Genomic DNA, 26,418 nt, shown 5'->3' with positions numbered 1-26,418 from the left:
GCGCTACGAGACGTCACCCGATGGCGAAAGCCACGTGTTGCACTGCTGGTTCCGGTTTTTCGAAGCACCGTGCTGCCACCAGCTGATGTTGTGCTTGGCGCTGCCGTGGTCGCGTTTGCCGTTGCGGGCGTAGTCGTCGCCGCGGTCCTGGGCGTTCCAGGCTTCGTTGTAGATGTTCTTGTCGACCGAGCCGCCGGAAACCGAGGCCGAGCCGAGGAACATCCCGGAGAAGCACTGCGCCTCGAGTTCCAGGCGCCGCGACAGTTCCAGGCCGGCCGCCGAGTCGGCGCCCGCGTCGTAGCGCTGGTTGGCGAACGCCTCCGTGATGCCGGACATGTTCTGCACGTGGTGGCCGTACTCGTGGGCCAGGATCGACAGGTACGGGCCGGGGTGGTTCCCCCACACGTCGAGCTCGATCCGGTCCATCGGCATGTAGATCGTGTTGTTCGCCGAGCAGTAGAACGGCGTGACGCCGGTGGTGGTGCCCCCGCTGCCGCACGGCGTCGACGATTCCGACAGCGACCGCGGCACCGACAGGTTCGGCGTCCGGAACGGCAGGTCGACGGCGCCGAGCATGCGCGACCACATCGCGTCGAGGCAGGCGATGCCGGACTGGAAGAAGCGCGTGACGCTGCTCTGGTCGGTCGCCCAGTGGCTCAGTGAGCACGGGACGTTCTGCAGGCCGTAGTCCGCGCCGCCGAAGAGCGGGTTGTCCCCGGTGGCCACGACCGAGCGCGGCCCGGCGGGGGGACGCGACGTCGGTGTCTCGCGCTCGGTGGTGCGGGCCGGACGCGTGGTCGGTTCCTCGGTGGAGGAGGTGGTCGCGGTGGTGCTCGGCTCGGTGGTGGTCTCGTCGGTGGTGGTCGGGTAGGTGCTGGAGTAGCCGGCGTCGGCGACGTGCCGCTGGTGGTTCCCGGACAGCGCGACGGCGGCGACGAGCCCACCCGCGACGACGACGATCGCGAAGAGGGCGACCGCGACGATCACCCCGGCGTTCGACTTCTTGGCGACGTAGGGGGTGTAGCCGGGCGCGAACCGCGGCCCGAAGGAGGACGGCCCGGCATAGCCCGGCACGAAGACGGGCGCAGCAGCGGCGGCCGGCGGCGGCAGAGGGGCCCGCGCGGGCGGCGGAAGGGGACGGCGGTACGGCCCGGTGGGCGGCCCGTACGGGGCAGGCGGCGGCTGCGGGACACCCGGCGCCGGCGCACCGAAGGGGCTTTGCGGTTGCTGGGTGGGCGTGCCGAAGGGGGTGGGTGGCCCGGGTGCTGCGGGCGGTCCAGCTTGGCCGGGCGGGCGGCCAGGACCTGGTGGCTGCTGGCCGGGCGCACCGAAGCGGTTCGGCGGCCCACCCTGCCCCGGCAACGGCCGCACCCCCGGCGGCGGCAGTGGGCGCGCTCCCGGTGGCGGCAGCGGGCGGCGCGGGTCCTGCGGACCGGGACCAGGACCCTGCGGGCCGTGCGTCATCGAGTGGAACCCCCCGTGCGATTTCCCCGTCGGAAGCGGCGTACCTGCGGTGATCGCGCCGTTCCGGGCGTCAGCATAGATCGAGTGCTCTAGGGTGTGGTGCTGTGCCGATGAAATGGTGGACCGCCGCCGCGATCGCCGTCGCGGGGGTGCTGGCCGCCGGCGGGCCCGCGGCCGCGCAGGGGCCGTCGGCCGGGCCCGTCCTGCCGAACCTGCCCGCCGACCAGGTCAAGAAACCCCAGCTGCTCACCGGGCAGGACGTGCGGCCGGCCGAAGGGGCCACCGCCGACGTCGCCCTCAAACTCCTGCGCGACGGCACCCTCTCCGTCACCGAACGCGTCACCGTCCCCGGCGGCCGGCAGCTCGTCTCGCGCGTCCCCCTCAAGGTCCCCGCGAGCGACGAGCAGGACCGCGTCTTCGCCGTCCGCGACGTCAAGACCGAAGGCGCCGCCACCGGCGCGCTCACCGGTGACCAGCTCGTCCTCACCTTCGCCGGCGGCACCGGGAGCGCCACGTTCACCGTCGACGGCGCCGTCGCCGACCAGAACGGCCGCCAGCAGGCCCGCTGGCAGGTCGGCAGCGGCTTCGACTCCCCGCTGGCCAAGCTCACCGCGTCGCTGCTCGCCCCGAGCACCCAATTGTCCCCTGTGGACTGTTTCGCCGGGCCGGTCGGCTCCAGCCAGCGCTGCACCCTCGCCGAGGTCGACCACACCGGGGTCGTCCGGCTCGAACAGAACGACGTCCGCCCCGGCGACCGCGTCGACCTCCTCGTCGGCCTGCCCGCGGGCACCACCCCGGCGAACGCGGAGTTCGCCGACATCGGCCTGCTGGCGAACGCCTTCGCGCTGACGCCGCTGACCGGGATCGCCTTCGCCGTCCTGCTCGTCTTCCTCGTGGCGGCCGCGCTCTTCGTCCGGCGGCGCCGCAAGCGGGACGCCGGCGTGCTGCGCACCGCCACCGGCCCGGTCGAAGTGCTCCTGCGCGACGGCGACCGCGTCTTCTTCGCCAGCCCCGACGGCGTGCTGCCCGGCCAGGTCGGCACGGTCGTCGACGAGACCGTCGACGTCGTCGACATCAGTGCCACCGTGGTCGACCTGGCCGTCCGCAACTACCTGTGGCTGGCCGAAGTACCCGGCCCCGACTGGCAGCTCACCCGCCGCAACCCGCCGGACGAACACCTCCACGACTTCGAGCGCGCCGTCTGCGAAACCCTGCTGCCGCCGGGCACCGACACCGTGCTCGTGTCGCAGCTGCGCGCCCGCGGCGGGCTCGACCTGCGGCGGATCAGCGACGCGATGTACGCCGACGTCGTCACCAAGCGCTGGTTCTCCCGCCGCCCGGACACCGCCCGCGGCCGGCTGACCTGGCTCGGCGCCGGGATCTTCACGCTCGGCCTGGTCACCACCGCGGTGCTCACCTTCACCGCCGGGTACGCGCTGCTCGGCGTCGCCGTCGCGCTGGCCGGGCTCGCGGTCGTCGCGGTGGCCGCGCTGCTGCCGTCCCGCACCGCCCGCGGCCGCGCCCTGGTGGGGCAGGTCCGCGGCCTGCTCGACTACCTGCACACCGCGAAGGCCGAGGACATCCCGCCCGCCGACCGCGAGCTGGTCTTCTCCCGCTCGCTGCCGTACGCGGTCGTCCTGGGCGACACCGAACGCTGGCTGGGCGCCTTCGCCGCGCTCAACCCCTCGGCGGACGGCGCGGCCGGGCTGTACTGGTACGGCGGCATGGAGGCCGAGCACGACCTGCGCCGCTTCGGCGCGCACTTCCCGTCGTTCCTGACCGCGCTCGACGGCGTGCTCACCGCCGCCGCGGCCCGCTGACCGTGCTCGCCGGGGCGCTCCTGGCGCTCGCGCTGGCCGCCGGCCCCGCCGACCAGCCGCCCCTGCCCACCGTGCCGCAGAGCGCCGAGATCCAGCTCAAGGTCCAGCGCGACGGCTCGCTGTCGGTCGCCGAAGCGATCTCGGTCCCCGGCGGCGTCACGATGGATCGCCGGGTCGCGCTGCGGGTCCCGGCGCCGCACCACCGCGACCGCGTCTACGGCGTCCGCGACGTCGTCCTGGAAGGCAGCGGGACGGCGAACGTGGACAAGGACTTCTTCACCGTCCACCTCACGCCAGGGACCTCGATCGTCCGGTACACAGTGGACGGTGCGGTCGCCGGCGACCGGGTCACCTGGGAGCTGGCCGGCGGCTGGAACACCGAGCTGAAGTTCCTCCGCGCCTCCTTCGCCGCGCCGAAGATCCCCACCGCCGTCGACTGCCTCGCCGGGCCGCCGGATTCCGACTTCTCCTGCGCGGCCGCGCAGATCGACCACGCCGGGCTGACCCGGTTCAGCCAGCAGAACCTCGCCGCGGGCCAGCGGATGACGGCGACCGTCGAACTGCCCGCGGGCACCGTTCCCGCCAACGAAGTCCTGGTCCCGGCGAAGACGATCGCCGGCGCGTTCGTGCTCACCGCCCCGGTCGGCTGGGCGTGGGCGGGCTTCGGTGCGCTGCTGCTGCTCATGGCCGCGCTGGTCTGGGCGGCCCGCCGCCGTGAAGTCTGGGCGGCCCGCCGCCGTGAGTCCGGCACCGGCGAGCCGGAGAGCACGAGCCTGGTCGCCCCGAACGGCGAGTTCGCCTCGCCCGAGGGCGTGCTGCCCGGCCACGCCGGTGTCCTCCTGCGCGGCCGCCCCGGCGCCGCCGACCTCGCCGCCACCGTGCTCGACCTGGCCGTGCGCAACTACCTCTGGGTGAGCGCCGAGGACGGCGGCTGGCGGCTGGCCCGCCGCAACCCGCCCGACGAGCACCTCACCGCCTTCGAAACCGCCGTCTACACGGCCGTCGTCCCGGACGGGCCGGTGACCCTCGCCGAACTGCGGGAACGGCACGTCACCGTCGGCCCGGCCGAGCTGTACGCCGACGTCGTCCGCCGCGGCTGGCTCGCCCCGCGGCCCCGGCGGCTCGGCCGCGCCGGGGTCCGGATCGGCTGCTACGGCCTGTTTCTCACCGTCCTGCTGGCCCTGACCGTCGGCTACGCCCAGCTCGGCGTCATGGTCGTGCTGGCCGGGGCCGCGGCCGTCGCCGCCTCGGCCGCGCTGCCCGCGCGGCGGCGGGCCGGTGCCGACGTGGCGCGGCGCCTGCGCGGCCTCGGCGAGACGCTCGCTTCGGTCAAGGCCGAGGACCTGGACAAGCCGCAGCGCGAGCTCGTCTTCTCCCGCGGCCTGCCGTACGCGCTCGCTCTGGGCGAACTGGCCTCGTGGGTGGCCGCGTTCGATCGCCTCAAACACCCGCCGCCGGTCTACTGGCACGCCGGCGAAATCAGTCCTGACCAGGCCGGATCCTTCGCGGCGGCGGTGTCGGGGACGTTCGCCGCCGCGCGCCGCGGCCGGCTCCTCGACGACGCCGGCCGGGACACCGGTGCCCAGCAGCCGGTCGCGACGCGGGCGACCGCCTCGCCGTCGTAGGGTGGGGTCATGGCCGATCCCGAGCTCGTCCGATACACCCTCGACAACGGTCTGCGGGTGGTTCTCGCCCCCGACGCGACCGCGCCGGTGGTCGGCGTCAGCGTGCACTACGACGTGGGTTTCCGCTCCGAGCCGGAGGGACGCACCGGTTTCGCGCACCTCTTCGAGCACCTGATGTTCCAGGGCTCCGAGAGCCTCGAGAAACTCGCGCACTTCCGGCACGTGCAGTCCAGCGGCGGAACCTTCAACGGGTCCACCCACCCGGACTACACTGACTACTTCGAGGTGCTCCCGAGCGCCGCGCTCGAGCGCGCGCTGTTCCTCGAAGCCGACCGGATGCGCGCGCCCAAGCTGACGGCGGAGAACCTGGCGAACCAGATCGACGTCGTCAAGGAGGAGATCCGGCTCAACGTGCTGAACCGGCCCTACGGCGGGTTCCCGTGGATCACCCTGCCGCCGGTGCTGTACTCGACGTTCCCCAACGCGCACAACGGGTACGGCGGCTTCGAGGACCTCGAAAGCGCCACGGTCGAGGACTGCGCGGCGTTCTTCGACACCTACTACTCGCCGGCGAACGCCGTGCTCACGGTGGCCGGCGACTTCGAGCTGGACAACGCCAAGAAGCTGATCGAAGACCACTTCGGCGACGTCCCGCACCGGCCGGCGCCGCAACGGCCGTCGTTCGCCGAGCCGCTGCCGACCAGCGAGCTGCGCGGCGAGATCGAAGACGCGCACGCCCCGCTGCCCGCGCTCGGCATCGGCTACCGGATGCCGGACCCGATCAACGACGTCGACAGCTACCTGGCCTACCTCGTGCTGGCCGGCGTGCTCACCGACGGCGACGGCTCCCGCCTGCAGCAGCGGCTGGTGCACCGCGAGCCCCTGGTCGTGGACATCGGCGCCGGCGCCGGGCTGTTCGGGCCGTTCGAGGCCCGCGACCCCGACACGTTCACCATCACCCTGATCCACCCGCACGAGGTGTCCCGCGAGCGGGTGCTCGCCGCGCTCGACGACGAGCTCGAGAAGCTCGCCGAGACCCCGCCGAGCGAGGAAGAGCTGCGCAAGGTCACCGCTCGCTGGGCGGCGAGCCTGCACTCGGAGCACGACAGGCTGGTGTCCCGGACCCTGGCCCTCGGCTCGTTCGAACTGCTCTACGGCGACGCGTCGCTCGTGTACCGGCTCGCGGACCGGATGTCCGCCGTCACCTCGGAAGCCGTGTCGGCGGCGGCGAAGGCGCTGCGCCCGGACGCGCGCGCCGTGCTGGTGGTCAAGCCCGCTTCGGAAGGGAACAACGAGCAGTGACTTCAGCAACGCACCGCAGCGCCGAGGAGATCGGCCGCACCGCGCGGGGACCGCGGCCGCTGCCGCCGCTCGGCGAGCAGCGGGCCGCCGCCGATCTGTCCCATGTGGACACGACGCTGGCGAACGGCCTGCGCGTGGTGGCCGTGCGCAAGGCGACCGTGCCGATGGTCGAAGCCCGGCTGTGGATCCCGTTCGCGGGTGACGACGCGCTGCACCCGGCGATCGCCGAGGTGCTCGCCGAGACGATCCTGACCGGCACGGCCCGCCGCAACCGCATCGAGATCGACGCCGAGCTGGCGCTCATCGGCGGCGACATCGGCGCCGGCGTCGACCCGGAACGCCTGGTGCTCACCGGGTCCGCGCTGGCCGACAAGCTGCCGACGTTCCTCGACGTCCTCGGCGACGTCCTCACCGGGGCGACCTACGCCGACGAGGAGATCGCCCGCGAGAAGGAGCGGCTGGTCGAGCGGATCGCCGTCTCGCGCACCCAGCCGCGCACGATCGCGCGGGAGGCCCTGCAGAAGCACCGCTACGGCGACCACCCGGCGACCCGCGAGGTCCCGCGCGCCGAAGACGTCGCCGTGGTGACGCCGGAGCAGGTCCGGGCGCTGCACGAGGCGTCGGTGCTGCCGCGGGGTTCGGTCCTGGTGCTGGTCGGCGACCTCGACCCGGCCGGGGTGATCGGCGAGCTGGAGAAGGTGCTCGCCGGCTGGGCGTCGGACCGTTCCGCCGTGCGGCTGCCGCCGCTGCCCGACCTGACCGGGCCGGACGTGCTGCTGGTGCCGCGCGCCGGCGCGGTGCAGTCGCAGATCCGGCTCTCGGCGCAGACGGTTCCGCGCACGGACCCGGGCTACGCGGCGCTGCAGCTGGCGAACCTGGCCTACGGCGGGTACTTCTCGTCGCGGCTGGTCGAGAACATCCGCGAGAACAAGGGGTACACCTACTCCGCGCACTCGGGGTTCGAGTTCACCGACGGCACCGCGGTGGTCAACGTCGACGCGGACACCGCGACCGACGCGACGGCCCCGGCGCTGCTGGAGACCCGTTACGAGCTGGGCCGCCTCGGCCAGGTCCCGCCGTCCGGCGACGAGCTGGAGTCGGTGCGGCAGTACGCGATCGGCTCGCTGCTGACCTCGACGTCGTCGCAGGCCGGACTGGCCGGGCAGGTGCTGGCGCTGGCTTCGACCGGGCTCGGCCTGGAGTGGCTGACCGAGCACCCGGCGCGGGTGGCCGCGGTGACGGCCGAGGACGTGGCGGAAGCGGCGCTGAAGTACTTCGCGCCCAAGCGGTTCACGGGTGTGGTGGTCGGCGACGCAGGCGTCCTGGAGCGCAAGCTCCTGGCGCTCGGCGACGTCGTCGTGGGCGAGCCGGCCTGATGTCCGTCCCGTTCACCCTCGGTGCCCTGCCGACCCTGTCCCGGTCCACAGTGGACCGCCAGGAGGACTTGCGCACCAACCCGTCGCGGCTGGTGTCGCGGTGGGCCGACGCCCGGGTCGTCCTCCTGGACGACGCCGGGCGCACCCCGGTGGTCGAAGGCGCGTCGACACTGGCGTTCCGGAAGGCCGTCGACTTCGGCGCTTCACCGCCCGCGGACGCGGTGTTCCTCGGCGAGTGGCAGGACGTCGACTACTGGTCGCTGCCGGGCGGGCCGTCAGGCGAGGCCGACACGGTGAAGATGGCGGGCAGCTGGGGCTTCGTGGAGGAGGTCCCGCGCGCGGACGGCGAGGTCTGGGTCGAGCTGCGCGGCTACGGCGACCTCCTGGACGACACGTCGGCCGGGCTGTTCACGACGGCGCAGGCGTTGCGGTTTTGGCGTCGCCAGGCGAAGTTCTGCACCCGCTGCGGCAGTGCGACGGAGCTGATCCAGTTCGGCTGGGCGAGCAAGTGCACGGGTTGCGGGCGCGAGGAGTACCCCCGCACGGACCCGGCGGTGATCTGCCTGGTCCATTCGACGGAGGGCGTGAACGGCTCCCACGTGCTGCTGGCCCGCCAGCCGATCTGGCCGGCGGGCCGGTATTCGGTGCTGGCGGGGTTCGTGGAGGCGGGGGAGTCCCTCGAGGCGTGCGTGGTCCGGGAGATCCACGAAGAGGTGGGCGCTTCGGTGTCCGACGTGCGGTACCTGGGCAGCCAGCCGTGGCCGTTCCCGAGGTCGATCATGCTGGGGTTCACGGCCCGGGCGGATCGTGCCGCCCCGCTGGTACCGGCGGACGGGGAGATCGAAGAGGCGCTGTGGGTCTCGCGGGCGGAGGTGCGCACGGCGTTCGAGAACAGCGCGGCGCGGGGCGAGGGGTCAAAGCCGACCCCGATCGCGGGCGGCGCGGCGGAGATCATCCTGCCGGGGAATTCGTCGATCGCCCGCGTGATGCTCAAGGCCTGGGCGGACGCGGAGGAGTGATTCCGATGGTGTGAGGGCAGGTGTTTCCGGCCTGCTCTCACACCGTTTCACCCGCCTGCCGCGGCAACCGGCGATTCCTGCGCCTGTTGTGGTAACCGGGATTTGTGAGGCCAAGTCCTGTCACGATTGGTGACCTCTCGATTACCGGCGTGGCGGTATTGCTCGCTCGGGTCCGCTCGGAAGATCGAGCAGGGTGGATCGCCGAGCGAGGGGCCGGCCGATGGCAGCGACGAAAACGCATCCCCCGAGCTGCGCGAAAGCGACGCGGCCCGGCTGCAAATGCACCAACTGCGGTGGCACGCAACACGGCTGGAGCAACTGGGTCGAGATCGCCCGCGAACCAGAGCCGGTGCGCACCGAGAGACGGATGAGGCTCATCCGGATGCTGACCGATTGGTTGGCGAAGCACGGGGAGAAGCCGAAGGCGAAGGTTCATCCCAAGGAAGCGACCGTGGACTTGCTGCGGATCGACTGCGCCGGCGGGCTCGCGCGGAGCGCTGCCGGCGCCGCTCCCGATTCCGCCCCGATACCCCGCCACGACGCGCGAACCGAGTCCGGGGAAACGTCCGCCGGGCCACCGGTCGCGGGCGATCAACCCGGTTCGCGGGCACCTGCCGGTGAACCCGATGGATCGGCCTCCGAAGCCGAGGTCGCACGGGTTCCACACGAGGTCGAACCGGATCGGCCGGACGCGGTCGAGCAGGTTGACGCCTTCGCCCAAGCGATGACCAAGGACATTTGGCAGGACGTTGTCGGGGAGCTCCAAGGGAGCCCTGAGGAGATCAAGGCGATCCGCCTCCAGTTCGCTCATCACTGCTGGTGCGACCTGTTCATCGGGTTCGTGCAGGCTCTGGAGGCGTTCGGCAAGGTGGTCGAAAAGGCCCCGGACAAGGCCAAGGAGATCATCACCGAAGCCATTTGCGGCTCCAGCAAGCAGAAAAAGCGGTCGAAGCTCACCGAGCAGGTCGTGGACATGGTCGTGGACAAGGCGTGGTCGGCCTTCAAAGCCGCCGCCATCGCCCACTCACCCTTGTTCGGCCTGCTCAGCGGTGAAGAACTGCTGAGGAATCTCCGCATCATCGCGATCTTCATCTGCCCGGCGCCCAATAACCACAAGGAAGTGCAGGAGCACGCCATCGACCCGCTCCTGCGAGATGCGCGCGCCTACATCTCGGACGAAACGAAGCAGTGGCTGGCGACCCGGTTCAAGCAGTGGGCAGACGGGGTGGCGAGACCGGCGGTGCCAGGCAGCCGTGAAGGGGAGGGGCGCAGCGAACTGGGGCCGCCGAAGCGCCCTCCACACGACTGAAGCTCGAGGCATGGGCGGATGCGGAGTAGTACGTCCGAAGGTCACCGCAGGTCATCGAGTTCGATCACCGTGCGGGACGGCTTCCCCGAGAAGTCCGCGGGCCGGCCGTACGCCAGGTTGAGCGTCTCCAGCCGGTAGCTCCAGTCGCTGCCGCAGCCGCACGTTGCACCGAAACGCAGGTTGAACTGCCAGCGAAGCCACTCGCCGGGTTCGAGCCGGACCGGTGACGGCCGCCAGTTCCGCTTCGGCGTCCCCCACAGCGATGGGGTGACCAGCACCGACAGCCCGCCCTCCGCCTCGCGGAGCGTGACGCTCTCGAGCTCGCCGAGCGGGCGCAGCGCGAACCGCGGCTCGAAGCCGGTCGACTCGTCGACATGCACGTCGTGGAGTTCCACGCCCGGAGGCAGCGGGAACGCGATCGGCACCCGGTTGCGCACCGCAGCCGCAGGCCCGCCCCTGGATCGCTTGGTCCAAGTAGTCCGCACCCGCTGCGCCACGACGTCCACGACGTCCAGCATCCCCGCCGCCGCAACCCGAAATTCCCTGACCAGGCCCGCCGGCACCGGCGCAACTGGTTCACCGGTACGGCCTCCACCTGGCCCAACGGCCCTCAAGCGTTACCTGGCCGTTTCACGAGGCCGTTGACGGCTGTGCCCCGGCTCACTACAGTCCCCGGAAACCGTCTGTAAAGTATCCTAATTAAGTCCGGAGGAACGAGTGCGAGCCGGTAGCCCGCGGATGCTGCGCGAGATCAACGATCGCGCCGCCATCGAGGTCCTCCTGCGGGAGGGGCCGCTCACGCGGGCCGAACTCGAGCTCGCCATCGGGCTTTCCAAGCCCGCCACCGCCCAGCTGCTCACCCGGCTCGAACTGGACGATCTCGTCGTCAAAGCCGGGGTGCGGGGTGGCGGTCGCGGGCCGCGGGCCCAGCTCTGGGCGGCCAACGGCGGCCTCGCCTTCGTCGCCGCCGTCGATCTCACGCCGCACGTGGCCGACTTCGTCGTCGCCGATGTCGCCGGGGTCGTCCTCGCCGAGTACCGGACGCCGCTGCCCGTGCACGCGGGTGCCGACGTCGTCGGGGCCTTCGGCGAGGCGCTCCAGAAAGTCGCCGAAACAGCCGGGATCCAGCGGGAAGACCTGGCCCACGTCGTGATCGGCGCGCAGGGGGCGTTCGATCCGCGGACCGGCCTGCTCTCCTCCGCACCGCACATCCCCGGCTGGCTGGGCTTCGACGTCCCGCAGAAGCTCAGCGACGAACTCGGCGTCGACGTCCTCATCGAAAACGACGTCAACCTGGTCGCCGTCGAGGAGATGACCGCCGGGCTGGCCCAGGACGTCGACGACTTCGTCATGGTCTGGCTGTCCGAAGGCGTCGGCGGTGCCGTCGTGATCGGACGGCGGCTGCTGCGCGGGGCGACCGGCGGGGGTGGCGAGATCGACTGGATGCGCGTGCCCGATCCGGCCACCGTGGACACCGGGGACGTCTGGCCCGAGGCCGGCGCCCGGTTCGGCAACCTGGTCGACTCGCCGGCCATCTGCCGCCTCGCCGCCGCCCACGGCATCCAGGCCGACACCGCCTGGGAAGCCGTGGCGAAGACCGGGTCGGACCATCCCTTCCGACACGATCTCGCCAGACGGGTCGCCGGCGGTGTCGCCAACCTCGTCGCCGTCGCCGACCCTCAGCTCGTGCTCCTCTGCGGCGACACCAGCCGGGCCGGCGGGGAGGACTTCGCCGCGCTCGTCCAGGAAAAGCTGCACGAACTCGTCCTGCCGCGCACGCCCGTCGGCTGCGCTTCCGTGCAGGGCAACGCCGTTCGCGCGGGCGCGCTCCAGTCGGCGCTCGCCACCACCCGTGAGGACGTCTTCGGCGTCGTCACCCCCACGCTCCTCGGGTCGCGCAGGCCCGAGGGCGACAGCACCCGTCCCCGAACGAGTAGCCCCAACCGATGAGGAGGAGGGCCATGCCCCTGACCACCCGGACCCGCCGCGGCGCCCTGCTGGTGGCCGCCGCCGCGGCGTCCGTCCTGTTGACCAGCGCCTGTTCCGGCGCCGCCGCCCCCAGCGGCGGTGACGCGGCCGCCGCGCCCGGCAAGGACGACAAGATCACGATCACGGTCTACAGCAAGTTCACCGACCGCGAGTACGGCGTGGTGACGGCGGGCCTGAACAAGCTCAAGGCGAAGTACCCGAACATCGAGATCAAGCACGAGGGCAACCAGGACGACGACAAGCTCACGCAGTCGATCCGCGGCGGCAACCCACCCGACGTCGCGATCTCCTTCTACACCGACAACCTCGGTGCCTGGTGCTCCACCGGCAGCTTCCAGGACCTCAAGCCCTACATCGACCGCGACAAGATCGACCTGAACCAAATCCCCGAAGCGGTCCGCAACTACACCGAGTACCAGGGCAAGCGGTGCGCGATGCCGATGCTCGCCGACGTCTACGGCTTCTACTACAACAAGGACATGTTCGCGGCGAAGGGCGTCACCTCGCCGCCGAAGACCACGGACGAGTTGCTCGAGGACGCCAAGAAGCTGACCGAGTACAACGCGGACGGCTCGATCAAGGTCGCCGGCTTCCTGCCGTCGATGCCGTTCTACGCCAACCAGGCCCAGTACTGGGCGCCGAACTTCGGCGCGCCGTTCCTGGGCCCGGACGGCAAGTCGGACCTCGCCACCAACCCCGGCTGGAAGGCGATGTTCGAGTTCCAGCAGAAGCTGATCGACGCGCTCGGTGGCCACGACAAGGTCGAGCAGTTCAAGGCCGGTCTCGGTGACGAGTACTCCGCCGACAACGGCTTCCAGAAGGGCAAGCTGGCGATGATCTACGACGGCGAGTTCCGCACCGCGTTCATCAAAGACCAGGCGCCGACCCTGAACTACGCCACCGCGCCCGCCCCGGTGCTCACCACCATGGCGGACAAGTACGGCAGTGCCTTCACCACCGGCACGATCATCGCCATCCCCAAGGGCGCCAAGAACCCCGGCGCCGCGTGGGAGCTGATCAAGCAGGTCACCCTGGACACCGACACCCTGGTGGACATGGCCAACGGCCTGAAGAACGTGCCCAGCACGAAGGCCTCGCTGACGTCGCCGCGCCTCGACCTGCAGCCGCAGTTCAAGACGTTCCTCGACATGTACGACAGCGGCAAGCTCGTGTCGAACCAGACCACCCCGATCGGTGACGCGCACCTCAAGGCGGTCAACGACTTCGCCGAGAAGTGGCAGGCCGGTTCGGTGCCCGACCTGACCGAAGGCCTGAAGAAGGTGGACGCGCAGATCGACGACGAACTGAAGCAGAAAGGCGCGGGCGGATGACTCTGTCCGATGGGGTCTCGGCGGTAGAGAGTCCCTCGACCCGCACTCTCGCTGCCAAGACCGACGGCTCCCCGTCCGCGCCTGCCAAGGCGCGGGCGGGGGCCCGCCGGGCCAAGCGCCGCCGGACCGTCCTGTTCTTCATGGCCCCGGCCTTCCTCGGGTTCCTGATCTTCTTCGGCTACCCGCTGATCGCCACGGTCTACTACTCCTTCACCCGCTACGACCTGATCAACCCGCCGCAGTTCATCGGGTTCGACAACTACGTCCGGATGTTCACCACCGAGCCGCTGGTCGGCACGGCCGCGTACAACACGCTGTGGCTGGTGGTCGTCCTGACGGTCTGCCGCGTGGTGTTCTCCCTCGGGATCGCGTCGGTGATCTCCCGCCTCAAGTCGGGCGTCGGCCTGGTCCGGACGCTCTGCTACCTGCCGACGCTGGCCCCGCCGGCGGCGGCCACGCTGGCGTTCGTCTTCGTGTTCAACCCGGAGTTCGGCCCGGTCAACCGGTTCCTGCGGCTCGTCGGCATCGACGGCGGGCTCTGGTTCAACAGCCCGGCGATGTCGAAGCCCGCGCTGACGCTGCTCGCGCTGTGGGGCTCCGGCGAGCTGATGATCATCATCCTCGCCGCGCTGCTGGACGTCCCGACCGAGCAGTACGAGGCCGCCGAGCTCGACGGCGCCGGCCCGGTCCGCCGGTTCTGGCACGTCACGCTGCCGTCGATCTCGCCGGTGCTGCTGTTCGGCGTGGTCAACTCGATCATCTACGCGCTGCAGTTCTTCACGCAGGCGATCGTCGCGGCGTCCGCGAGCGCGGGCACCGCGGACGTCGCCGGCAACTCGAAACTCATCGGGGCGCCGCAGAACTCGACGCTGACCTATCCGATCTGGCTGTACGTCCAGGGCTTCCGCTACTTCAACATGGGGTACGCGGCCGCGATGGCTGTCCTGCTGTTCATCGTGAGCTCGGGCTTCACCTGGATTCTCGTGCGGCAGCTCCGGAAGTCCCAGCATCAGGAGGAGGGCGCATGACCGCCGTGGCCGAAGCGCCGCAGAAAGCGGCGGGCGTACCGCCGAAGGTGCGGTTCAAGCGCAACTGGGACAAGCGGCTGGGCTTCATCGCCACCCACGCGATCGGGATCGCGCTCGGCGTGATCTTCATGCTGCCGCTGCTGTTCGTGTTCCTCACCGCGGTGATGGCGAGCGACCAGGCGATGACGTCGAGCCTGTGGCCGACCGAATGGCACTTCGAGAACTTCGTCAAGGTGTTCCAGAAGGCGCCGCTGCTCGAATACTTCGGCAACAGCCTGCTGTATTCGGCGCTGGCGACGGCGGGTGCGCTGCTTTCGGCGATCCCGGCGGCGTACGCGCTGGCGAAACTGCGGTGGCGCGGGCAGAACCTGTTCTTCATGCTGACCGTGGCGGCGATGCTGCTGCCGCCGCAGGTCACCGTCGTGCCGCTGTACGACCTGTGGGTGCGGATGGGCCTCACCGGCACGCTGGTTCCACTGATCGTGCCGTACTTCTTCTTCGACGCGTTTTCGATCTTCCTGCTCCGGCAGTTCTTCCTCACCATTCCGAAGGACTACCTCGAAGCGGCGAAGATCGACGGCTGCAACGAGTTCCAGGCGATGTACCGCGTGCTCATCCCGATGGCCAAACCCGGGATCGCGGCCACCGCCATGTTCTGCTTCCTGTTCACCTGGAACGACTACTTCGGGCCGCTGCTCTACACCGGCGAGAACCAGGACCATTGGCCGCTTTCGCTGGCCATTGCCTCCTTCCGCGGCATGCACCACGTCGAGTGGAATATGACGATGGCGGCGACCGCGCTGATCATGGCGCCGGTGATCGTGCTGTTCATCTTCGCCCAGAAGTCGTTCGTCAAGGGCATCACATTCACGGGGGTCAAGGGATGAAGCTGGCAGTCGTCGGTGGCGGGTCCACCTACACGCCGGAGCTGATCGACGGGATCGCCGGCCGCCGGTCCACTTTGGACGTCGACGAGATCGTGCTGGTCGACCCGGACGCCTACCGCGTGGAGGCCGTCGGCGGGTTCAGTCAGCGGCTCCTCGACCACGCCGGGCACCCGGCCCAGGTCCGCACGACGCAGTCGCTGGAGGAAGGCGTCGACGGCGCTTCCGCCGTGCTGATCCAGCTGCGCGTCGGCGGGCAGCGGGCGCGGCGCTCGGACGAGACGTTCCCGCACGCCTGCGGCTGCGTCGGGCAGGAGACGACCGGCGCGGGCGGGCTGGCGAAGGCGCTGCGCACGGTGCCGGTGGTGCTGGACATCGCCGACCGCGTCCGCAAGATCGCCGGCGACGACACGTGGATCGTCAACTTCACCAACCCGGTCGGCATCGTCACTCGCGCCCTGCTCAACGAGGGGCACCGCGCGGTCGGGCTGTGCAACGTCGCGATCAACCTGCAGCGACAGTTCGGGAAGCTCCTGGGCGTCGGCGCGGACGACGTCAAGCTCGTCCACACCGGACTGAACCACCTGAGCTGGGAGCGCGGCGCGCTCGTCGGCGGCGTCGACCGGCTCCCGGAGCTGCTGGACCAGCACCTGGACTACCTGTCGAACGAAGTCAGCGTGCCTCGGAAGTGGCTGCGGCGGATGAACGTCGTGCCGTCGTACTACCTGAAGTACTTCTACGCGCACGACGAGCAGGTCACCAAGCAGCGCACCGAACGTCCCCGCGCGGACGTGGTCAGCGACGTCGAGGAAGAGCTGCTGAAGATCTACCTCGACCCGGAGCAGAACACCAAGCCGGAGTCGCTGGAGAAGCGCGGCGGGGCGTACTACTCCGAGGCCGCCGTGCAGCTGGTGCACGCGCTGACCGCGGGCGGCCCGGCCGAGGAGCACGTGGTGAACGTCCGCAACGACGGCACCTTCCCGTTCCTGCCGGACGACGCCGTCATCGAAGCGCGCTCCACTGTGGACTCGCAGGGTGCGACGCCGATCCCGCAGCCACCGGTGGAGCCCCAGTTCTCCGGGCTGATCGCGGCAACGACGTCGTACGAGTACCTGGCACTGGAGGCGGCGCTCAAGGGCGGCCGCGACCGCGTGGCCGACGCTCTGCTGGCGCACCCGCTGGTCGGCCAGTACTCGAAGGCCGACACGCTCGCCGATTCGCTGGTGCAGATCAACCGCGAGTACCTGCCCTGGGCGCGCGGATGACAGTGTCCAATTGCGCCTCCGCGGGAAAGAGTGCGTCGGCGCCTGCCATCATCGCGATCGACGGCGGCAACAGCAAGACCGAGGTCCTGGTGATCTCGGAAGACGGCGTGGTGCTGGGGTCCTCGCGTGGCCCCGGCGCGTCGCCGCAGAACATCGGCGTCGCGGGTTGTGTCGCGGCGCTGGAGGAACTGGTGCTGGCGGCCCACCCCGCGTTCGGGGAGAAGCCGTTCGCCGTGCACACCTCGGCGTACCTCGCCGGCCTCGACTTCCCGCGCGAGGAGGAGGCGCTGCACGCGGCGCTGTCCGCGCGCGGCTGGAGCGACACCCTGACCGTCGGCAACGACACCCTCGCGCTGCTTCGGGCGGGCAGCGCGGGGGTCGGCGTCGCGGTCGTCTGCGGCGCCGGGATCAACGGCGCCGGTGTCGGCCCCGACGGCCGCGTCCACCGCTTTCCCGCGCTGGGCAAGATCTCCGGCGACTGGGGTGGCGGTTACCGGCTCGGCGAAGAGGCGCTGTGGTGGGCCGTGCGCGCCGAGGACGGCCGCGGCCCGCGGACGGCTCTGATGCCGGCGGTGGCGGCCTACTTCGGGAAGCCGACGCTGCTGGACATCGTGCAGGGCCTGCACTTCGAGGAGATCGACCCGGCGTCGATCCACGGCCTGTGCCCGCTGCTGTTCGAAGTCGCGGCGGCGGGGGACGAGGTCGCCCAGGACATCGTGACGCGATTCGTCGAAGAGGTCAGCGTCTTCGCGGCGGTGATCCTCCGCGAGCTGGACCTGACCGCGGACGCCCCGGAGATCGTCCTCGGCGGCGGCGTGCTGACCGGTGTCGGCGCGCCGGTGATCGCGGAGATCGAACGCCGGTGCCTCAAGGTCGCGCCGCGCGCGGTGGTTCGCGTCGTCGACGTGAACCCCGTGGTGGGCGCGGCATTGTTCGGACTCGACACGCTGGGGGCGCCCGAGGCTGCCAAGGCGGCGCTCAAGGCGGCCACCCAGCGCGTCTGAAAACTCTGGCGTGGCCCGTCCCGAAGCGGCGCGGGACGGGCCACGCCAGACCCCCTCACGGCGCCGGGACGATGGTTTCGCCGGTTTCCAGCAGGGACTTGAGGTCCGACAGGATCCAGGCCCAGCCGCCACCCGCGTTCTCGTTCGGCGGCGCGTCCAGCCGCTCGTAGGCCCCGCTGACCATCGCGGCCATCGTGGGGGCGCCGGTGACGTCGTGGGTCACGGTCAGCCGGGTACCGGCGGTCTTGGACTCCTCGATTTCGTAGGTGAGCGTCGTGTAGGGCTCGTCGGCCACGTCCTCCGGGGCCATCAGCAGCTTCCAGGTGAGGACCAGCTTGCGCGGCGGGTCCACCTCCAGGACCTCGCCGTCGACGACGTCCCCGGTCATCCCGGCGTCGATGAAGGCCTGGGTCGGGCGGGTGCGGTGCTTGCCGCCGGGCCGCAGGTCGAAGTCGACCAGTCCGGTGTAGCCGTACTTCTGCGTCCACTCGGGCTTGGTGATGGCGTCCCAGATGCGCTCCGGGGACGCCTTGATGTAGACGCGGTAGACCTGCACGGTGTTCGTCACGGTTCTTCGCCTTCCAGCTCGTTCTTGAGGTCGAGGAGCGCGGTGACCCGGCGCTCGGTGTACTTGTCGATCCACCGGTCGTGGATCTGGCGGATCGGGACGGGGTTGAGGAAGTGCCGCTTCTCGCGGCCTTCCTTCCGTGCGACGACGAGCCCGGCCTCTTCCAGGAGCTTCAGGTGCTTCATGACGCCGAAGCGGGTCATCTCCACCTGGGTCTCCAGCTCGGTGAGCGTGCGGCCGTCACGCTCGAAGAGCAGGTCGAGCAGGAACCGGCGGGTCGGATCCGCCAGCGCCTTGAACACCAGGTCGTCGTCGGGCACGTCAGCGAGAATAGGTGACCAAAAGGTCACATGTCAATGTACGAAGAAGGCCGCCACCCTTGGTGGGTGACGGCCTTCGTGATCGGCCGGCTCGCGGTGGCGGCTTCCGCCGCCGCCCGGTTACGTCGTCGGCGCGAAGGCCGGCGTCCACTGCGCGCCGTCCCACCACTGCGTCGAGCCGGGCTGCGTGGGGGACGGGTACCAACCGGGCGGTGGCACGGCCGGCGGTGCGGGCTGGGCCGCCGGTTGCTGCTGGAGCTGGGACTGCTGGAGTTTCGTCTGGACACGCAGCTCCTTCAGCTGGGCCTTGGCCACGCGCTGCTTCTTGCTGCTGCCGCGGACGGCACCCATCGTGCCGACCATCAGCGTCTTCCGGATGAGTCCCATGCGATCCCGCCTTCCCGTTGCGAACATCCCGAAGACGCTGATCGGGTCGGCGCTGTTACGCGTAGATCGGGATCGTGACCTCGAAGGTGTCGTCCTCTAAACGATCAGCGACAGCGGCAGGATCAGCGCGATGGCGACCACCGAGATGAGTGTCTCCATCACCGACCAGCTCTTCAGCGTCTGCCCGACCGAGAGCCCGAAGTACTCCTTGACCAGCCAGAACCCGGCGTCGTTGACGTGCGAGAAGAACAGCGACCCGGCGCCGATCGCCAGCACCAGCAGCGCGCTGTGGGACGGGTCCATGCCCGCCGCCAGCGGGGCCACGATGCCCGCCGCCGAGACGGTCGCGACCGTGGCCGAGCCGGTCGCCAGCCGGATCGCCACCGCGACCAGCCAGCCGAGCAGCAGCGGGGACAGGTTCGCGTCCTTGGCCAGGCCGGTGATGACGTCGCCGACACCGGCGTCGACCAGCGTCTGCTTGAACCCGCCGCCCGCGCCGACGATGAGGATGATCCCGGCGATCGGGCCGAGCGAGTCACCGACCACAGTGGACAGCCGTGCGCGGTCGAGCCCGGCCGGGCGGCCGAGCAGGACCATGCCCACCAGGACCGCCGCGAGCAGCGCGATCAGCGGGTCGCCGACGAAGTCGAGGATCTTGCGGGCCTGGTTGTCCTTGGCCAGCAGGATGTCCGACAGCGCTTTCGCCAGCATGAGCACGACCGGCAACAGCACCGTCGTGAGCGTCGCGGCGAAGCTCGGACGCGGCTTGTCCGTGTCGGCGCGTTCCGGGATCAGCCGCTCGGGTGGCGCGGCGTCCGGCACCAGCCGGGCCGCGAGCTTGCCGAACAGCGGGCCCGCGACGACCAGCGTCGGGATGCCGACGAGCAGGCCGAACGCCAGCGTGATGCCGACGTTCGCGTTCAGCGCGCCGGCCGCGGCCAGCGGGCCGGGGTGCGGCGGGACGAGCCCGTGCAGCACCGAAAGCCCGGCCACCGCGGGAATGCCCAGCAGCATCAACGGTTTCCCGGTGCGCTTGACCGCGAGCAGCACCACCGGGATCAGCATGACGAGCCCGATCTCGAAGAACATCGGCAGCCCGATCAGGGCCGCGACGAGCGCCATCGCCCACGGGAGCGCGCCGCCGCGGGCCCGGCCGAGCACGGTGTCGACGATCTGGTCGGCGCCGCCGGAGTCGGCCAGCAGCTTGCCGAGCATCGCGCCGAGGGCGATGAGGATGCCGACGGACGCGACCGTGCTGCCCACGCCGGTCGTGAAGCTCTTGAGCAGCTTGTCGACCGGCATCCCGGCGGTCAGCCCGAGCGCGAGCGAGCCGAGGACCAGCGACAGGAACGGGTGCAGCTTCACCTTCGTGATCAGCACGACGATGACGGCGATCGCGACGACGGTCGCGATGATCAGGCGCGTGTCGTGGCCGGTCCAGCCGGCGGCGAGGACGGCGTTCACGCGTGCTCCCGGAAGGCGGCCAGCGCGGCTTCGGTGATCTCGGCCGGCGTGCCCCCGGTGTTGTCGAAGACGGCCCCGGCCTCGTCCGGCTCCAGGGGTTCGAGGTCGGCGAGCTGCGAGTCCAGCAGCGACACCGGCATGAAGTGGCCGGTGCGGGTCTTCATCCGCTCGGCCAGCTGCGCGCGGTCGCCGTGCAGGTGCGCGAACCAGACGTCGCCGCCGGTTCGCAGGACGTCGCGGTACCGGCGCTTGAGCGCGGACGACGTAACGACGCCGCCGGAGTCCTCGTGTTCGCGGATCCAGCCGGCGATGGCCTCGAGCCAGGGCGCGCGGTCTTCGTCGGTCAGCGGCGTGCCGGCGGTCATCTTGTCGATGTTGGCCTTCGGATGGAACGTGTCCGCTTCCGCGTACTCGACGCCGAGGGCCTCGGCGAGTGCCGTGCCGATCGTCGTCTTCCCGGAGCCTGACACCCCCATCACCACGATGACGGTCATCCGCACCTCCCACTTCGTTGTGCCCAGGCGAGTGAAACTTAAAAGTACTACTTATTCAAGATGAAGTACTACTTAATCGAATCAGAGGGCTACGTTGATCAGGTGAGGCACGAGCAGGTCCTGGACGCCCTGGGCGCGGCGATCGCGAACGGTTCCCTGGAACCGGGCACGGTGCTGCGGTCGGAAGACCTTCAAGAACGCTTCGGCGCTTCGCGAACCGTGGCCCGCGAGGTCGTCCGCGTGCTGGAGACGATGCAGCTGACCACCAGCAAGCGCCGGGTCGGGGTGATCGTCCGCGAGCCGGCGGCGTGGAACCACTACGACCCGCGGCTGATCCGCTGGCAGCTCGACGGCCCGGCCCGCCCGGTGGCGCTCGCCACGCTGAACGAGCTGCGCTCGGCGATCGAGCCGTGCGCGGCGCGGTTCGCGGCCCTGCGCGCGACACCGGAGGAACGCGGCCGCCTGGGCGCGCTGGGGGAACGGCTGGCGCGGACGGCCCGGGCCCGTGACCTCCCGGCGTTCCTCGAGTTCGACATCGCCTTCCACGACCTGCTGCTCACCGCGTCCCGGAACCCGATGTTCGGGCAGCTGTCCGAGGTCGTCGCGGAGGTGCTCACCGGGCGGACCGGGCACGGCCTGATGCCGCCGGAGCCGCAGCCCGAGGCCGTCGCGCTGCACGCCGAGGTGGCCGCGGCGGTGGCCGCCGGGGAGGCGGACCGGGCCGAGCGGGCGATGCGCGACATCGTCGTCCAGGCCCGTGACGAGATCGCCGCCCTGGTGGCCGAGGCGGGTCCCGAGGGCGAGTAGCCTCCGCGGGAGAACTGGACTTTCTTTCCGCCGGGGGGCACGGGTGAGCGCGGCGCGCGCGATCGGACTGGTGTTGGGTGTGGCGGCCGACGGCGCCCTCGGCGACCCCCGCCGCCGCCTCCCGGTGACGGCGTTCCGCCGGCTCCCGCACCGCTCGGGCGTCCTCGTCGCGGGCGCGCTCGTCGTGGGCGGGACGTTGCTCGAGCGGGCGAGCCGCGGCCACCCACTGGCGCAGGCCACGGCGACGGCGGTGACGACGTGGGCCGTCCTCGGCGCGGCGGGCCTGGCCCAGCAGGGCACGGAACTGGCCCGCGACCTGGAGGAGTGCCGCTTCGAGCCGGCGCGCGCGACACTGTCCGAACTGGACCCCCGGGTGGCCGGCGGCCTGGGCGCGATCGCGCTGTCCCGCGCCTCGGTGGAGACGCTGGCGGAGAACACGTCCGACGCGGTGGTGGCCCCGCTGGTGTGGGGCGCGCTGGCGGGCGTGCCGGGCCTGCTCGGTGCACGGGCGGTGAGCTTGCTGCGCCGATCCCGCGCGGGCCGCCGCGGCCACTGGGCGGTGGACCGTGCCGACGAGCTGGTCCACCTCCTGCCCACCCGCGTGGCGGCGGCCTTGACGGTGGCGGCGGCCCCGGTGGTCGGCGGATCGGCGGGCGGCGCCTGGCGGGCGTGGCGCCGCGACACGATCGCCCACCCGAGCCCGAACGCGGGCCGCGTGGAGGCGGCGTTCGCCGGCGCGCTCGAGGTCCGCGTCGGCGGCCGGACGGTGTACCCGCACGGTGTACTGGAGCTGCCGGTGCTGGGGGTGGGCCGGAACCCGGACGCGGGCCACGTGACGCGCGCGGTGGAGCTGTCCCGGGTGGTCGGCTGGCTGGCCGGGGCGACCTCGGTGGTGGTCGCCTTGGTGGCGGGGTTCGGGCGCAGCTGAGGCTGGTTGTGGGAGTTTGCTCTCTCAGCCCCGCCGCCGCAGCTGGGCCAGCGCCTCCTCGTCCAGCGGCCCGCCCCGCTCCGCCAACCGAGCCCCGATCCGCTCCCGGTCCTCCGCCGTCCGGTTCCCGCCGAACTTGAACTTCGCCCGGACCCCGGTGACCGTGAACTCGATCCCGCGGATCCCCGGCAGCAGTCGCCGGTCGGGTGCGTCCGGGGCGGCGCTCACCGGCGCCCGTAAGCCGTCCGGCTCGAAGTGCCGCAGCTGCTGGTCCAGCAGGGCCGCCTTCGCCGCCGGATCGTCGACCAGCCGGACGTCGCCTTCGAGCTGCACCGTCGCGTAGTACGACGTCGGCACGCCGTACGCCGGGTCCGCGGTCGCGTTCCAGTCCGCGCGGATGTACGTGTAGTCGCCGATCACCGTCAGCAGGGCCCGCGGGTGCTCCTCCAGCAACGGCCAGATCGGGTTCGGGCGGGCGAGGTGGGTGACGACCGTGCGGTCGCCGTCGAACGCGAAGTGTGCCGGCGTCACCACCGGCAGGTCGCGGCCGCGGCCGCCGGCGATCAGCTGGCCGAAGTCGTGCCCGGACAGCCACTCGCGCCACTCCGGATCGGAAGCGGCGGCGTCCCACGGGTGGATCAGCATGACCCGAGTATCACCCGGGCAAGTGGACTCACCGGAGGGCCATTTGCGGCCTACTTCTGATGGCCACTTTCGGCGAGCTCGTCTTCCGCGAGGATCTCCGCGACGGACTTCCGGCGCGAAGGAGCTTCGGACGCGTCCAGCGCCCCGCCCGGCTTCAGCTCGCGGACCGTGAAGTACAGCCAGCCGAGCAGCGCCATCGCGCCGAACGCGATCCACTGCAGCGCGTACGACAGGAACGGTCCCGAGTCCGTCTGCGGCAGCGGCAGCGCGCCGAGCACACCGGGCTGGCCGACGTCGAGCTGGAAGTAGCCCGGCCGGATGTCGAGCCCGCCCGCCCGCGCCACCACCCGGGAGTTGACGACGTAGCTCTGCAGCCGCCCGCCGGTCGAGGCGTCGGCGAACGCGTCGCGGTTCTTCGGGTCGGTCTCGTCCGCCCGCACCCGGGCGGTGACCTGCACGGTCCCGGCCGGCGGCGGCGGGTACGGCGGCGCGGCCGACTTGCTGTCCAGGGGCACGTAGCCGCGGTCGATCAGCACGATGGTGCCGTCGGTGGTCCGCAACGGCGTCAGCACCTCGAACGCGCCTTCGCCCTGGACGGTCCGCAGCCGCGCGACGACTTCCTTGTCCGGCAGGTACTGGCCGGTGACCGTGACGAGGTGCCACTCGGTGTACCGGCCGGGCACGCTCCCGGGCGGCAGCAGCTGCGCCAGCGGCACCGGCGCCGCGGTGAACGACGTCTCGAGCGCGGCGTTCTGCTGCTCGCGCTCGGTGTTCCGGCTGAACTGCCACGGCGAGAGCAGGGTGAAGCAGCAGATGGCGAAGGTGAACACCACCGCCGTCAGAGCCAGCCACCCGGGCCGGAGCAGGAACCGCAACCGCACCCCACCACGGTAGCCCGTGCCCCCGGCGGGCCTTCGCGGGCTGTGACCGCTACCTCCGCGAACGCACCCAATCGAGCAAACCGGGCACCGAACGCTCGATCATGCGGAGGACGTCTTCGAAGCCGTCGTCGCCGCCGTAGTAGGGGTCCGGGACCTCGGCGCCCTCGGGTGCCGACGGGTCGAACGACCGCAGCAGCCGCACCTTCGCCGGGTCCTCGACCCGCGACCGCAGGAACTCGAGGTGGCCCTCGTCCGCGGCCAGCAGCAGATCGGCGGTGAGGTCTTCGCCGGACACTTCGGACGCGACGTGCGCGGTCGGGTAGCCGTGCGCCTTCAGCGTGGCACGGGCGCGCTTGTCGGCGGGCTCACCGGCGTGCCACGGACCGGTCCCGGCGCTGGTCACCCGGACGGAGTCACCGAGCCCGGCGTCGTCGAGCCGGGCCCGGAACACCAGTTCGGCCATCGGGGAGCGGCAGATGTTGCCGGAGCAGACGAAGACGATGTGCGTCACGCGCCGAGGGTAACCATCGGGTTCGCCTGGTCACCCGTCCGCCTGACGTGGCCGGGGGTGAGAACGTGACCGCCCGCATAGTTCCGGGGCGTGGATGCTGCTCGCTTGGCTCGCCGCGGTCGGGTGGGGTGGGTGCGATGCTCGCGGGCCCGGCACGCGGCGCGCGTGGAGACTGCTCCCCGGGCGCGGGGCGATGCGCTCGGCGGCCCGGCAGCCGGGCGCGAACGTGGCTCGCTTGGTCCGAAGAGGCCGGGCGGGGCGCGATGCGGCACGGCGGCTCTGCGACCGGGGGTGCAAAGGCGGCTCGCCGGCCCGATGTGCCCCCGGCACCGGCGCGCGAACGCCGCGACCGCGGCCATCAGCCCAGCGGTAATCCGCAACCCACCGAGCATCCCCCACCGCGGAACCGCACTCCAGCGCCCCGAGCGTAACCACCGGGTTCACCCGGTCACCCGCCCGCTCGGCGGTATCCGCGGCCCGCGGCGCGCACTTAGCGTCGATCGGGCGAGGACGCGAACCGGAAGGAGAGCGATCATGCACGGGTGCTGCTCGAAGTGCACCGGCCAGGGCTGCGGCTGCTGCGGCAACTGCAACTGACCGGTCCCGGCGCCCGCGGCGGCCTGGTGCCGCCGGGGCGCCTCCCGTCCCCGGATCAGGGGTGGTAGTACTCCGCGATCCGGGTGACCACGTCGCCTTTCGCCGTGATCTTGACCGCGTACAGGCTGTCCGGGGTGGTCGCCAGGAACTCGGCGCGGGTGCACGGGTTGGCACCCGCGCCGTCGGAGCCGATCGCGAGGCCCGCGGCCGCCGACGCGCACCAGCTGCCGACTCCCGTGAAGATCTGCACGTCGCCCGCCAGGACCGCCTTGTGCGCGGTGCCCGGGACCCGTTCGGCGATGCGGCCGTTCTCCTCGGCCTTGACGAACCGGGCGTCCGCCCACTCCACCCGGCCGTCCGGGTGGATCGCTGTCACGATCCCGTCCGCCGGACCCGCACCGTCGCCCAGCACGAACACGCCGGCCGCGGCCAGCGCCGCGGCCGCACCGGCCGCGGCGATCATCCACTTCGTCCTCGTCACGCCGTACGGACGCTCGTGGCGGCCGCGGGTTGCGCAGCCCGGAGAAGGCGGCGCGCTACCCGCACGGCCTCGGACCGTGCATGCGAAAATCACCGCGTGCCCGCCCTTTCCGAAGTCATCTCCGTGCTGGAACAGGCTTATCCGCCCGAGCTCGCCGAGTCGTGGGACGCCGTCGGCCTCGTCTGCGGCGACCCGGCCGAACCCGTGCGCCGGGTGCTGTTCTGCGTCGACCCGGTCGCCGAGACCGTCGACGAAGCCGTCGAACGCGGCGCACAGCTGATCGTCGCGCACCACCCGCTGCTGCTGCGCGGCGTGCACGGCGTCCCCGCCGACACCGCCAAGGGTGCCCTCGTGCACCGGATGATCCGCGAAGGCATCGCCCTCTACTGCGCGCACACCAACGCCGACTCGGCCGACCCCGGCGTCTCCGATGCGCTCGCGCAGGCGATCGGGCTGCGCGTCACCGGTCCGCTGGAGCCGAAGGCCGACGGCGTCACCGGCATCGGCCGCCTCGGCGAACTGCCCGAGCCGGAGCCGTTCGCGGTGTTCGTCCAGCGCGTCGCCGACGCCCTGCCCGCGACCGTGCCCGGCGTGCTCGGCGCGGGTGACGCCGACCGCCCGATCCGCACCGTCGCCGTGTCCGGTGGTGCCGGGGACTCCTACCTGAAGCAGGCCACCGAGGCCGGCGTCGACGCCTTCGTCACCGCGGACCTGCGGCATCACCCCGCCGGCGAGCACCTCGCGGGCCGCGGCCCGGTGCCCGCGCTGGTCGGGCTGACCCACTGGGCCAGCGAGTGGCCCTGGTGCGGGCAAGCCTCGGCGCTCGTGGCGCGGGCCTTTGCGGGTAACGTCGACGTTCACGTCTCCACGCGGCGCACCGACCCGTGGAACGTCCGCGCCGAGCGCACATCGATTTAGA

The 26,418-nt window shown here is 71.5% G+C and carries 26 protein-coding genes; 15 read left to right on the top strand and 11 right to left on the bottom strand.

Annotated features, from left to right (window positions below; all coding sequences use genetic code 11):
• Positions 1-3 precede the first annotated feature (3 nt).
• On the bottom strand, positions 4-1,074 hold the full coding sequence (locus tag AB0F52_RS43550) for a neutral zinc metallopeptidase (protein ID WP_360183913.1): 1,071 nt from the start codon (positions 1,072-1,074) through the stop codon (positions 4-6).
• A 500-nt stretch (positions 1,075-1,574) separates the two neighbouring features.
• Here AB0F52_RS43550 and AB0F52_RS43545 point away from each other — a divergent pair, with 500 nt between their 5' ends.
• The 6 genes from AB0F52_RS43545 to AB0F52_RS43520 all read left to right on the top strand — a co-directional run bounded on the left by AB0F52_RS43545 (position 1,575) and on the right by AB0F52_RS43520 (position 9,915).
• Positions 1,575-3,284 carry a DUF2207 domain-containing protein gene (locus AB0F52_RS43545; RefSeq protein WP_360183911.1) on the top strand — a complete coding sequence of 570 codons (1,710 nt, stop codon included), beginning with the start codon at positions 1,575-1,577 and terminating at the stop codon, positions 3,282-3,284.
• Positions 3,285-3,286: 2 nt separating this feature from the next.
• Complete coding sequence (locus tag AB0F52_RS43540; protein ID WP_360183909.1) at positions 3,287-4,909, top strand: DUF2207 domain-containing protein; 1,623 nt, start codon at positions 3,287-3,289, stop codon at positions 4,907-4,909.
• Between the two features lie 9 nt (positions 4,910-4,918).
• Complete coding sequence (locus AB0F52_RS43535) at positions 4,919-6,211, top strand: pitrilysin family protein (RefSeq protein ID WP_360183907.1); 1,293 nt, start codon at positions 4,919-4,921, stop codon at positions 6,209-6,211.
• Entirely contained in the window at positions 6,208-7,587 is a 1,380-nt protein-coding gene (locus AB0F52_RS43530; RefSeq protein ID WP_360183905.1) for a pitrilysin family protein, read from the top strand. The genes AB0F52_RS43535 and AB0F52_RS43530 overlap by 4 nt, the downstream gene beginning before the upstream one ends.
• Complete coding sequence (nudC, locus tag AB0F52_RS43525; protein WP_360183903.1) at positions 7,587-8,606, top strand: NAD(+) diphosphatase; 1,020 nt, start codon at positions 7,587-7,589, stop codon at positions 8,604-8,606. The genes AB0F52_RS43530 and nudC overlap by 1 nt, the downstream gene beginning before the upstream one ends.
• Positions 8,607-8,826: 220 nt before the next feature.
• Positions 8,827-9,915, top strand: a complete 1,089-nt coding sequence (locus AB0F52_RS43520; protein WP_360183901.1) for a hypothetical protein — start codon at positions 8,827-8,829, stop codon at positions 9,913-9,915.
• Between the two features lie 41 nt (positions 9,916-9,956).
• On the opposite strand, the gene AB0F52_RS43515 is transcribed toward AB0F52_RS43520, so the two are convergent.
• On the bottom strand, positions 9,957-10,433 hold the full coding sequence (locus AB0F52_RS43515; RefSeq protein ID WP_360183899.1) for a hypothetical protein: 477 nt from the start codon (positions 10,431-10,433) through the stop codon (positions 9,957-9,959).
• A gap of 220 nt (positions 10,434-10,653) precedes the next feature.
• Here AB0F52_RS43515 and AB0F52_RS43510 point away from each other — a divergent pair, with 220 nt between their 5' ends.
• Genes AB0F52_RS43510 through AB0F52_RS43485 form a run of 6 tightly spaced genes read left to right on the top strand, consistent with a single transcriptional unit; the run spans position 10,654 to position 17,416 of the window.
• The gene (locus AB0F52_RS43510) at positions 10,654-11,865 is read left to right on the top strand and encodes an ROK family transcriptional regulator (RefSeq protein ID WP_360183979.1); all 1,212 of its coding nucleotides are present in this window, start codon (positions 10,654-10,656) and stop codon (positions 11,863-11,865) included.
• Between the two features lie 11 nt (positions 11,866-11,876).
• Complete coding sequence (locus AB0F52_RS43505) at positions 11,877-13,235, top strand: extracellular solute-binding protein (protein ID WP_360183897.1); 1,359 nt, start codon at positions 11,877-11,879, stop codon at positions 13,233-13,235.
• Complete coding sequence (locus AB0F52_RS43500) at positions 13,232-14,263, top strand: sugar ABC transporter permease (protein ID WP_360183895.1); 1,032 nt, start codon at positions 13,232-13,234, stop codon at positions 14,261-14,263. The genes AB0F52_RS43505 and AB0F52_RS43500 overlap by 4 nt, the downstream gene beginning before the upstream one ends.
• Positions 14,260-15,150, top strand: coding sequence for a carbohydrate ABC transporter permease (locus AB0F52_RS43495; protein WP_360183893.1), 891 nt, complete (start codon positions 14,260-14,262; stop codon positions 15,148-15,150). The genes AB0F52_RS43500 and AB0F52_RS43495 overlap by 4 nt, the downstream gene beginning before the upstream one ends.
• Complete coding sequence (locus AB0F52_RS43490) at positions 15,147-16,412, top strand: 6-phospho-beta-glucosidase (protein ID WP_360183891.1); 1,266 nt, start codon at positions 15,147-15,149, stop codon at positions 16,410-16,412. The genes AB0F52_RS43495 and AB0F52_RS43490 overlap by 4 nt, the downstream gene beginning before the upstream one ends.
• Positions 16,409-17,416 carry a BadF/BadG/BcrA/BcrD ATPase family protein gene (locus tag AB0F52_RS43485; protein WP_360183889.1) on the top strand — a complete coding sequence of 336 codons (1,008 nt, stop codon included), beginning with the start codon at positions 16,409-16,411 and terminating at the stop codon, positions 17,414-17,416. Before AB0F52_RS43490 ends, AB0F52_RS43485 begins: the two co-directional genes overlap by 4 nt.
• Positions 17,417-17,471: 55 nt before the next feature.
• Here the strand turns inward: AB0F52_RS43485 and AB0F52_RS43480 are convergent, their stop codons facing one another.
• The 5 genes from AB0F52_RS43480 to AB0F52_RS43460 form a co-directional block, all read right to left on the bottom strand.
• Positions 17,472-17,984, bottom strand: coding sequence for an SRPBCC domain-containing protein (locus tag AB0F52_RS43480; RefSeq protein ID WP_360183887.1), 513 nt, complete (start codon positions 17,982-17,984; stop codon positions 17,472-17,474).
• Entirely contained in the window at positions 17,981-18,304 is a 324-nt protein-coding gene (locus tag AB0F52_RS43475) for a metalloregulator ArsR/SmtB family transcription factor (protein ID WP_103340579.1), read from the bottom strand. Before AB0F52_RS43475 ends, AB0F52_RS43480 begins: the two co-directional genes overlap by 4 nt.
• Positions 18,305-18,424: 120 nt before the next feature.
• Positions 18,425-18,691, bottom strand: a complete 267-nt coding sequence (locus tag AB0F52_RS43470; protein WP_360183884.1) for a DUF2510 domain-containing protein — start codon at positions 18,689-18,691, stop codon at positions 18,425-18,427.
• Between the two features lie 96 nt (positions 18,692-18,787).
• Positions 18,788-20,155, bottom strand: a complete 1,368-nt coding sequence (locus AB0F52_RS43465; protein ID WP_360183882.1) for a gluconate:H+ symporter — start codon at positions 20,153-20,155, stop codon at positions 18,788-18,790.
• Positions 20,152-20,649 carry a gluconokinase gene (locus tag AB0F52_RS43460; protein WP_360183880.1) on the bottom strand — a complete coding sequence of 166 codons (498 nt, stop codon included), beginning with the start codon at positions 20,647-20,649 and terminating at the stop codon, positions 20,152-20,154. The genes AB0F52_RS43465 and AB0F52_RS43460 overlap by 4 nt, the downstream gene beginning before the upstream one ends.
• A gap of 60 nt (positions 20,650-20,709) precedes the next feature.
• Here AB0F52_RS43460 and AB0F52_RS43455 point away from each other — a divergent pair, with 60 nt between their 5' ends.
• Together AB0F52_RS43455 and AB0F52_RS43450 are read left to right on the top strand one after the other, a co-directional pair.
• Positions 20,710-21,456 (top strand): FCD domain-containing protein, encoded by a 747-nt coding sequence (locus AB0F52_RS43455; RefSeq protein WP_360183878.1) that lies wholly within the window; start codon positions 20,710-20,712, stop codon positions 21,454-21,456.
• Between the two features lie 43 nt (positions 21,457-21,499).
• The gene (locus tag AB0F52_RS43450) at positions 21,500-22,384 is read left to right on the top strand and encodes a cobalamin biosynthesis protein (protein WP_360183876.1); all 885 of its coding nucleotides are present in this window, start codon (positions 21,500-21,502) and stop codon (positions 22,382-22,384) included.
• Between the two features lie 24 nt (positions 22,385-22,408).
• Here AB0F52_RS43450 and AB0F52_RS43445 read toward each other — a convergent pair whose 3' ends face one another.
• The 4 genes from AB0F52_RS43445 to AB0F52_RS43430 form a co-directional block, all read right to left on the bottom strand.
• Positions 22,409-23,029, bottom strand: coding sequence for an FMN-binding negative transcriptional regulator (locus AB0F52_RS43445; RefSeq protein WP_360183874.1), 621 nt, complete (start codon positions 23,027-23,029; stop codon positions 22,409-22,411).
• A gap of 50 nt (positions 23,030-23,079) precedes the next feature.
• Positions 23,080-23,910, bottom strand: coding sequence for an SURF1 family cytochrome oxidase biogenesis protein (locus AB0F52_RS43440; protein ID WP_360183872.1), 831 nt, complete (start codon positions 23,908-23,910; stop codon positions 23,080-23,082).
• A gap of 49 nt (positions 23,911-23,959) precedes the next feature.
• Positions 23,960-24,421, bottom strand: a complete 462-nt coding sequence (locus AB0F52_RS43435) for a low molecular weight protein-tyrosine-phosphatase (RefSeq protein ID WP_360183870.1) — start codon at positions 24,419-24,421, stop codon at positions 23,960-23,962.
• A 652-nt stretch (positions 24,422-25,073) separates the two neighbouring features.
• Positions 25,074-25,499: a hypothetical protein gene (locus AB0F52_RS43430; protein WP_360183868.1), complete on the bottom strand. Its 426-nt coding sequence runs from the start codon at positions 25,497-25,499 to the stop codon at positions 25,074-25,076.
• 96 nt (positions 25,500-25,595) lie between these two features.
• On the opposite strand from AB0F52_RS43430, the gene AB0F52_RS43425 reads away from it, so the two are divergent.
• A complete protein-coding gene (locus AB0F52_RS43425; RefSeq protein WP_360183866.1) occupies positions 25,596-26,417 on the top strand; it encodes a Nif3-like dinuclear metal center hexameric protein in 822 nt (273 codons plus the stop codon).
• The last annotated feature ends 1 nt before the right edge of the window (position 26,418 follow it).

Source organism: Amycolatopsis sp. NPDC024027 (assembly GCF_040638975.1).
In the GTDB taxonomy this organism is placed as follows: domain Bacteria; phylum Actinomycetota; class Actinomycetes; order Mycobacteriales; family Pseudonocardiaceae; genus Amycolatopsis.
Note: the sequence above shows the minus strand (reverse complement) of the source record. Positions and strands in the feature narration are given on the sequence as shown.

What these genes read in the sequence shown, in the direction of transcription:
- AB0F52_RS43545 (WP_360183911.1), top strand. Translation starts at nt 1,575, where the DNA reads ATGAAATGGTGGACCGCCGCCGCGATCGCCGTCGCGGGGGTGCTGGCC.
- AB0F52_RS43535 (WP_360183907.1), top strand. Translation starts at nt 4,919, where the DNA reads ATGGCCGATCCCGAGCTCGTCCGATACACCCTCGACAACGGTCTGCGG.
- nudC (WP_360183903.1), top strand. Translation starts at nt 7,587, where the DNA reads ATGTCCGTCCCGTTCACCCTCGGTGCCCTGCCGACCCTGTCCCGGTCC.
- AB0F52_RS43520 (WP_360183901.1), top strand. Translation starts at nt 8,827, where the DNA reads ATGGCAGCGACGAAAACGCATCCCCCGAGCTGCGCGAAAGCGACGCGG.
- AB0F52_RS43515 (WP_360183899.1), bottom strand. Translation starts at nt 10,433, where the DNA reads ATGCTGGACGTCGTGGACGTCGTGGCGCAGCGGGTGCGGACTACTTGG.
- AB0F52_RS43510 (WP_360183979.1), top strand. Translation starts at nt 10,654, where the DNA reads ATGCTGCGCGAGATCAACGATCGCGCCGCCATCGAGGTCCTCCTGCGG.
- AB0F52_RS43505 (WP_360183897.1), top strand. Translation starts at nt 11,877, where the DNA reads ATGCCCCTGACCACCCGGACCCGCCGCGGCGCCCTGCTGGTGGCCGCC.
- AB0F52_RS43500 (WP_360183895.1), top strand. Translation starts at nt 13,232, where the DNA reads ATGACTCTGTCCGATGGGGTCTCGGCGGTAGAGAGTCCCTCGACCCGC.
- AB0F52_RS43495 (WP_360183893.1), top strand. Translation starts at nt 14,260, where the DNA reads ATGACCGCCGTGGCCGAAGCGCCGCAGAAAGCGGCGGGCGTACCGCCG.
- AB0F52_RS43490 (WP_360183891.1), top strand. Translation starts at nt 15,147, where the DNA reads ATGAAGCTGGCAGTCGTCGGTGGCGGGTCCACCTACACGCCGGAGCTG.
- AB0F52_RS43485 (WP_360183889.1), top strand. Translation starts at nt 16,409, where the DNA reads ATGACAGTGTCCAATTGCGCCTCCGCGGGAAAGAGTGCGTCGGCGCCT.
- AB0F52_RS43470 (WP_360183884.1), bottom strand. Translation starts at nt 18,691, where the DNA reads ATGGGACTCATCCGGAAGACGCTGATGGTCGGCACGATGGGTGCCGTC.
- AB0F52_RS43460 (WP_360183880.1), bottom strand. Translation starts at nt 20,649, where the DNA reads ATGACCGTCATCGTGGTGATGGGGGTGTCAGGCTCCGGGAAGACGACG.
- AB0F52_RS43455 (WP_360183878.1), top strand. Translation starts at nt 20,710, where the DNA reads ATGAAGTACTACTTAATCGAATCAGAGGGCTACGTTGATCAGGTGAGG.
- AB0F52_RS43445 (WP_360183874.1), bottom strand. Translation starts at nt 23,029, where the DNA reads ATGCTGATCCACCCGTGGGACGCCGCCGCTTCCGATCCGGAGTGGCGC.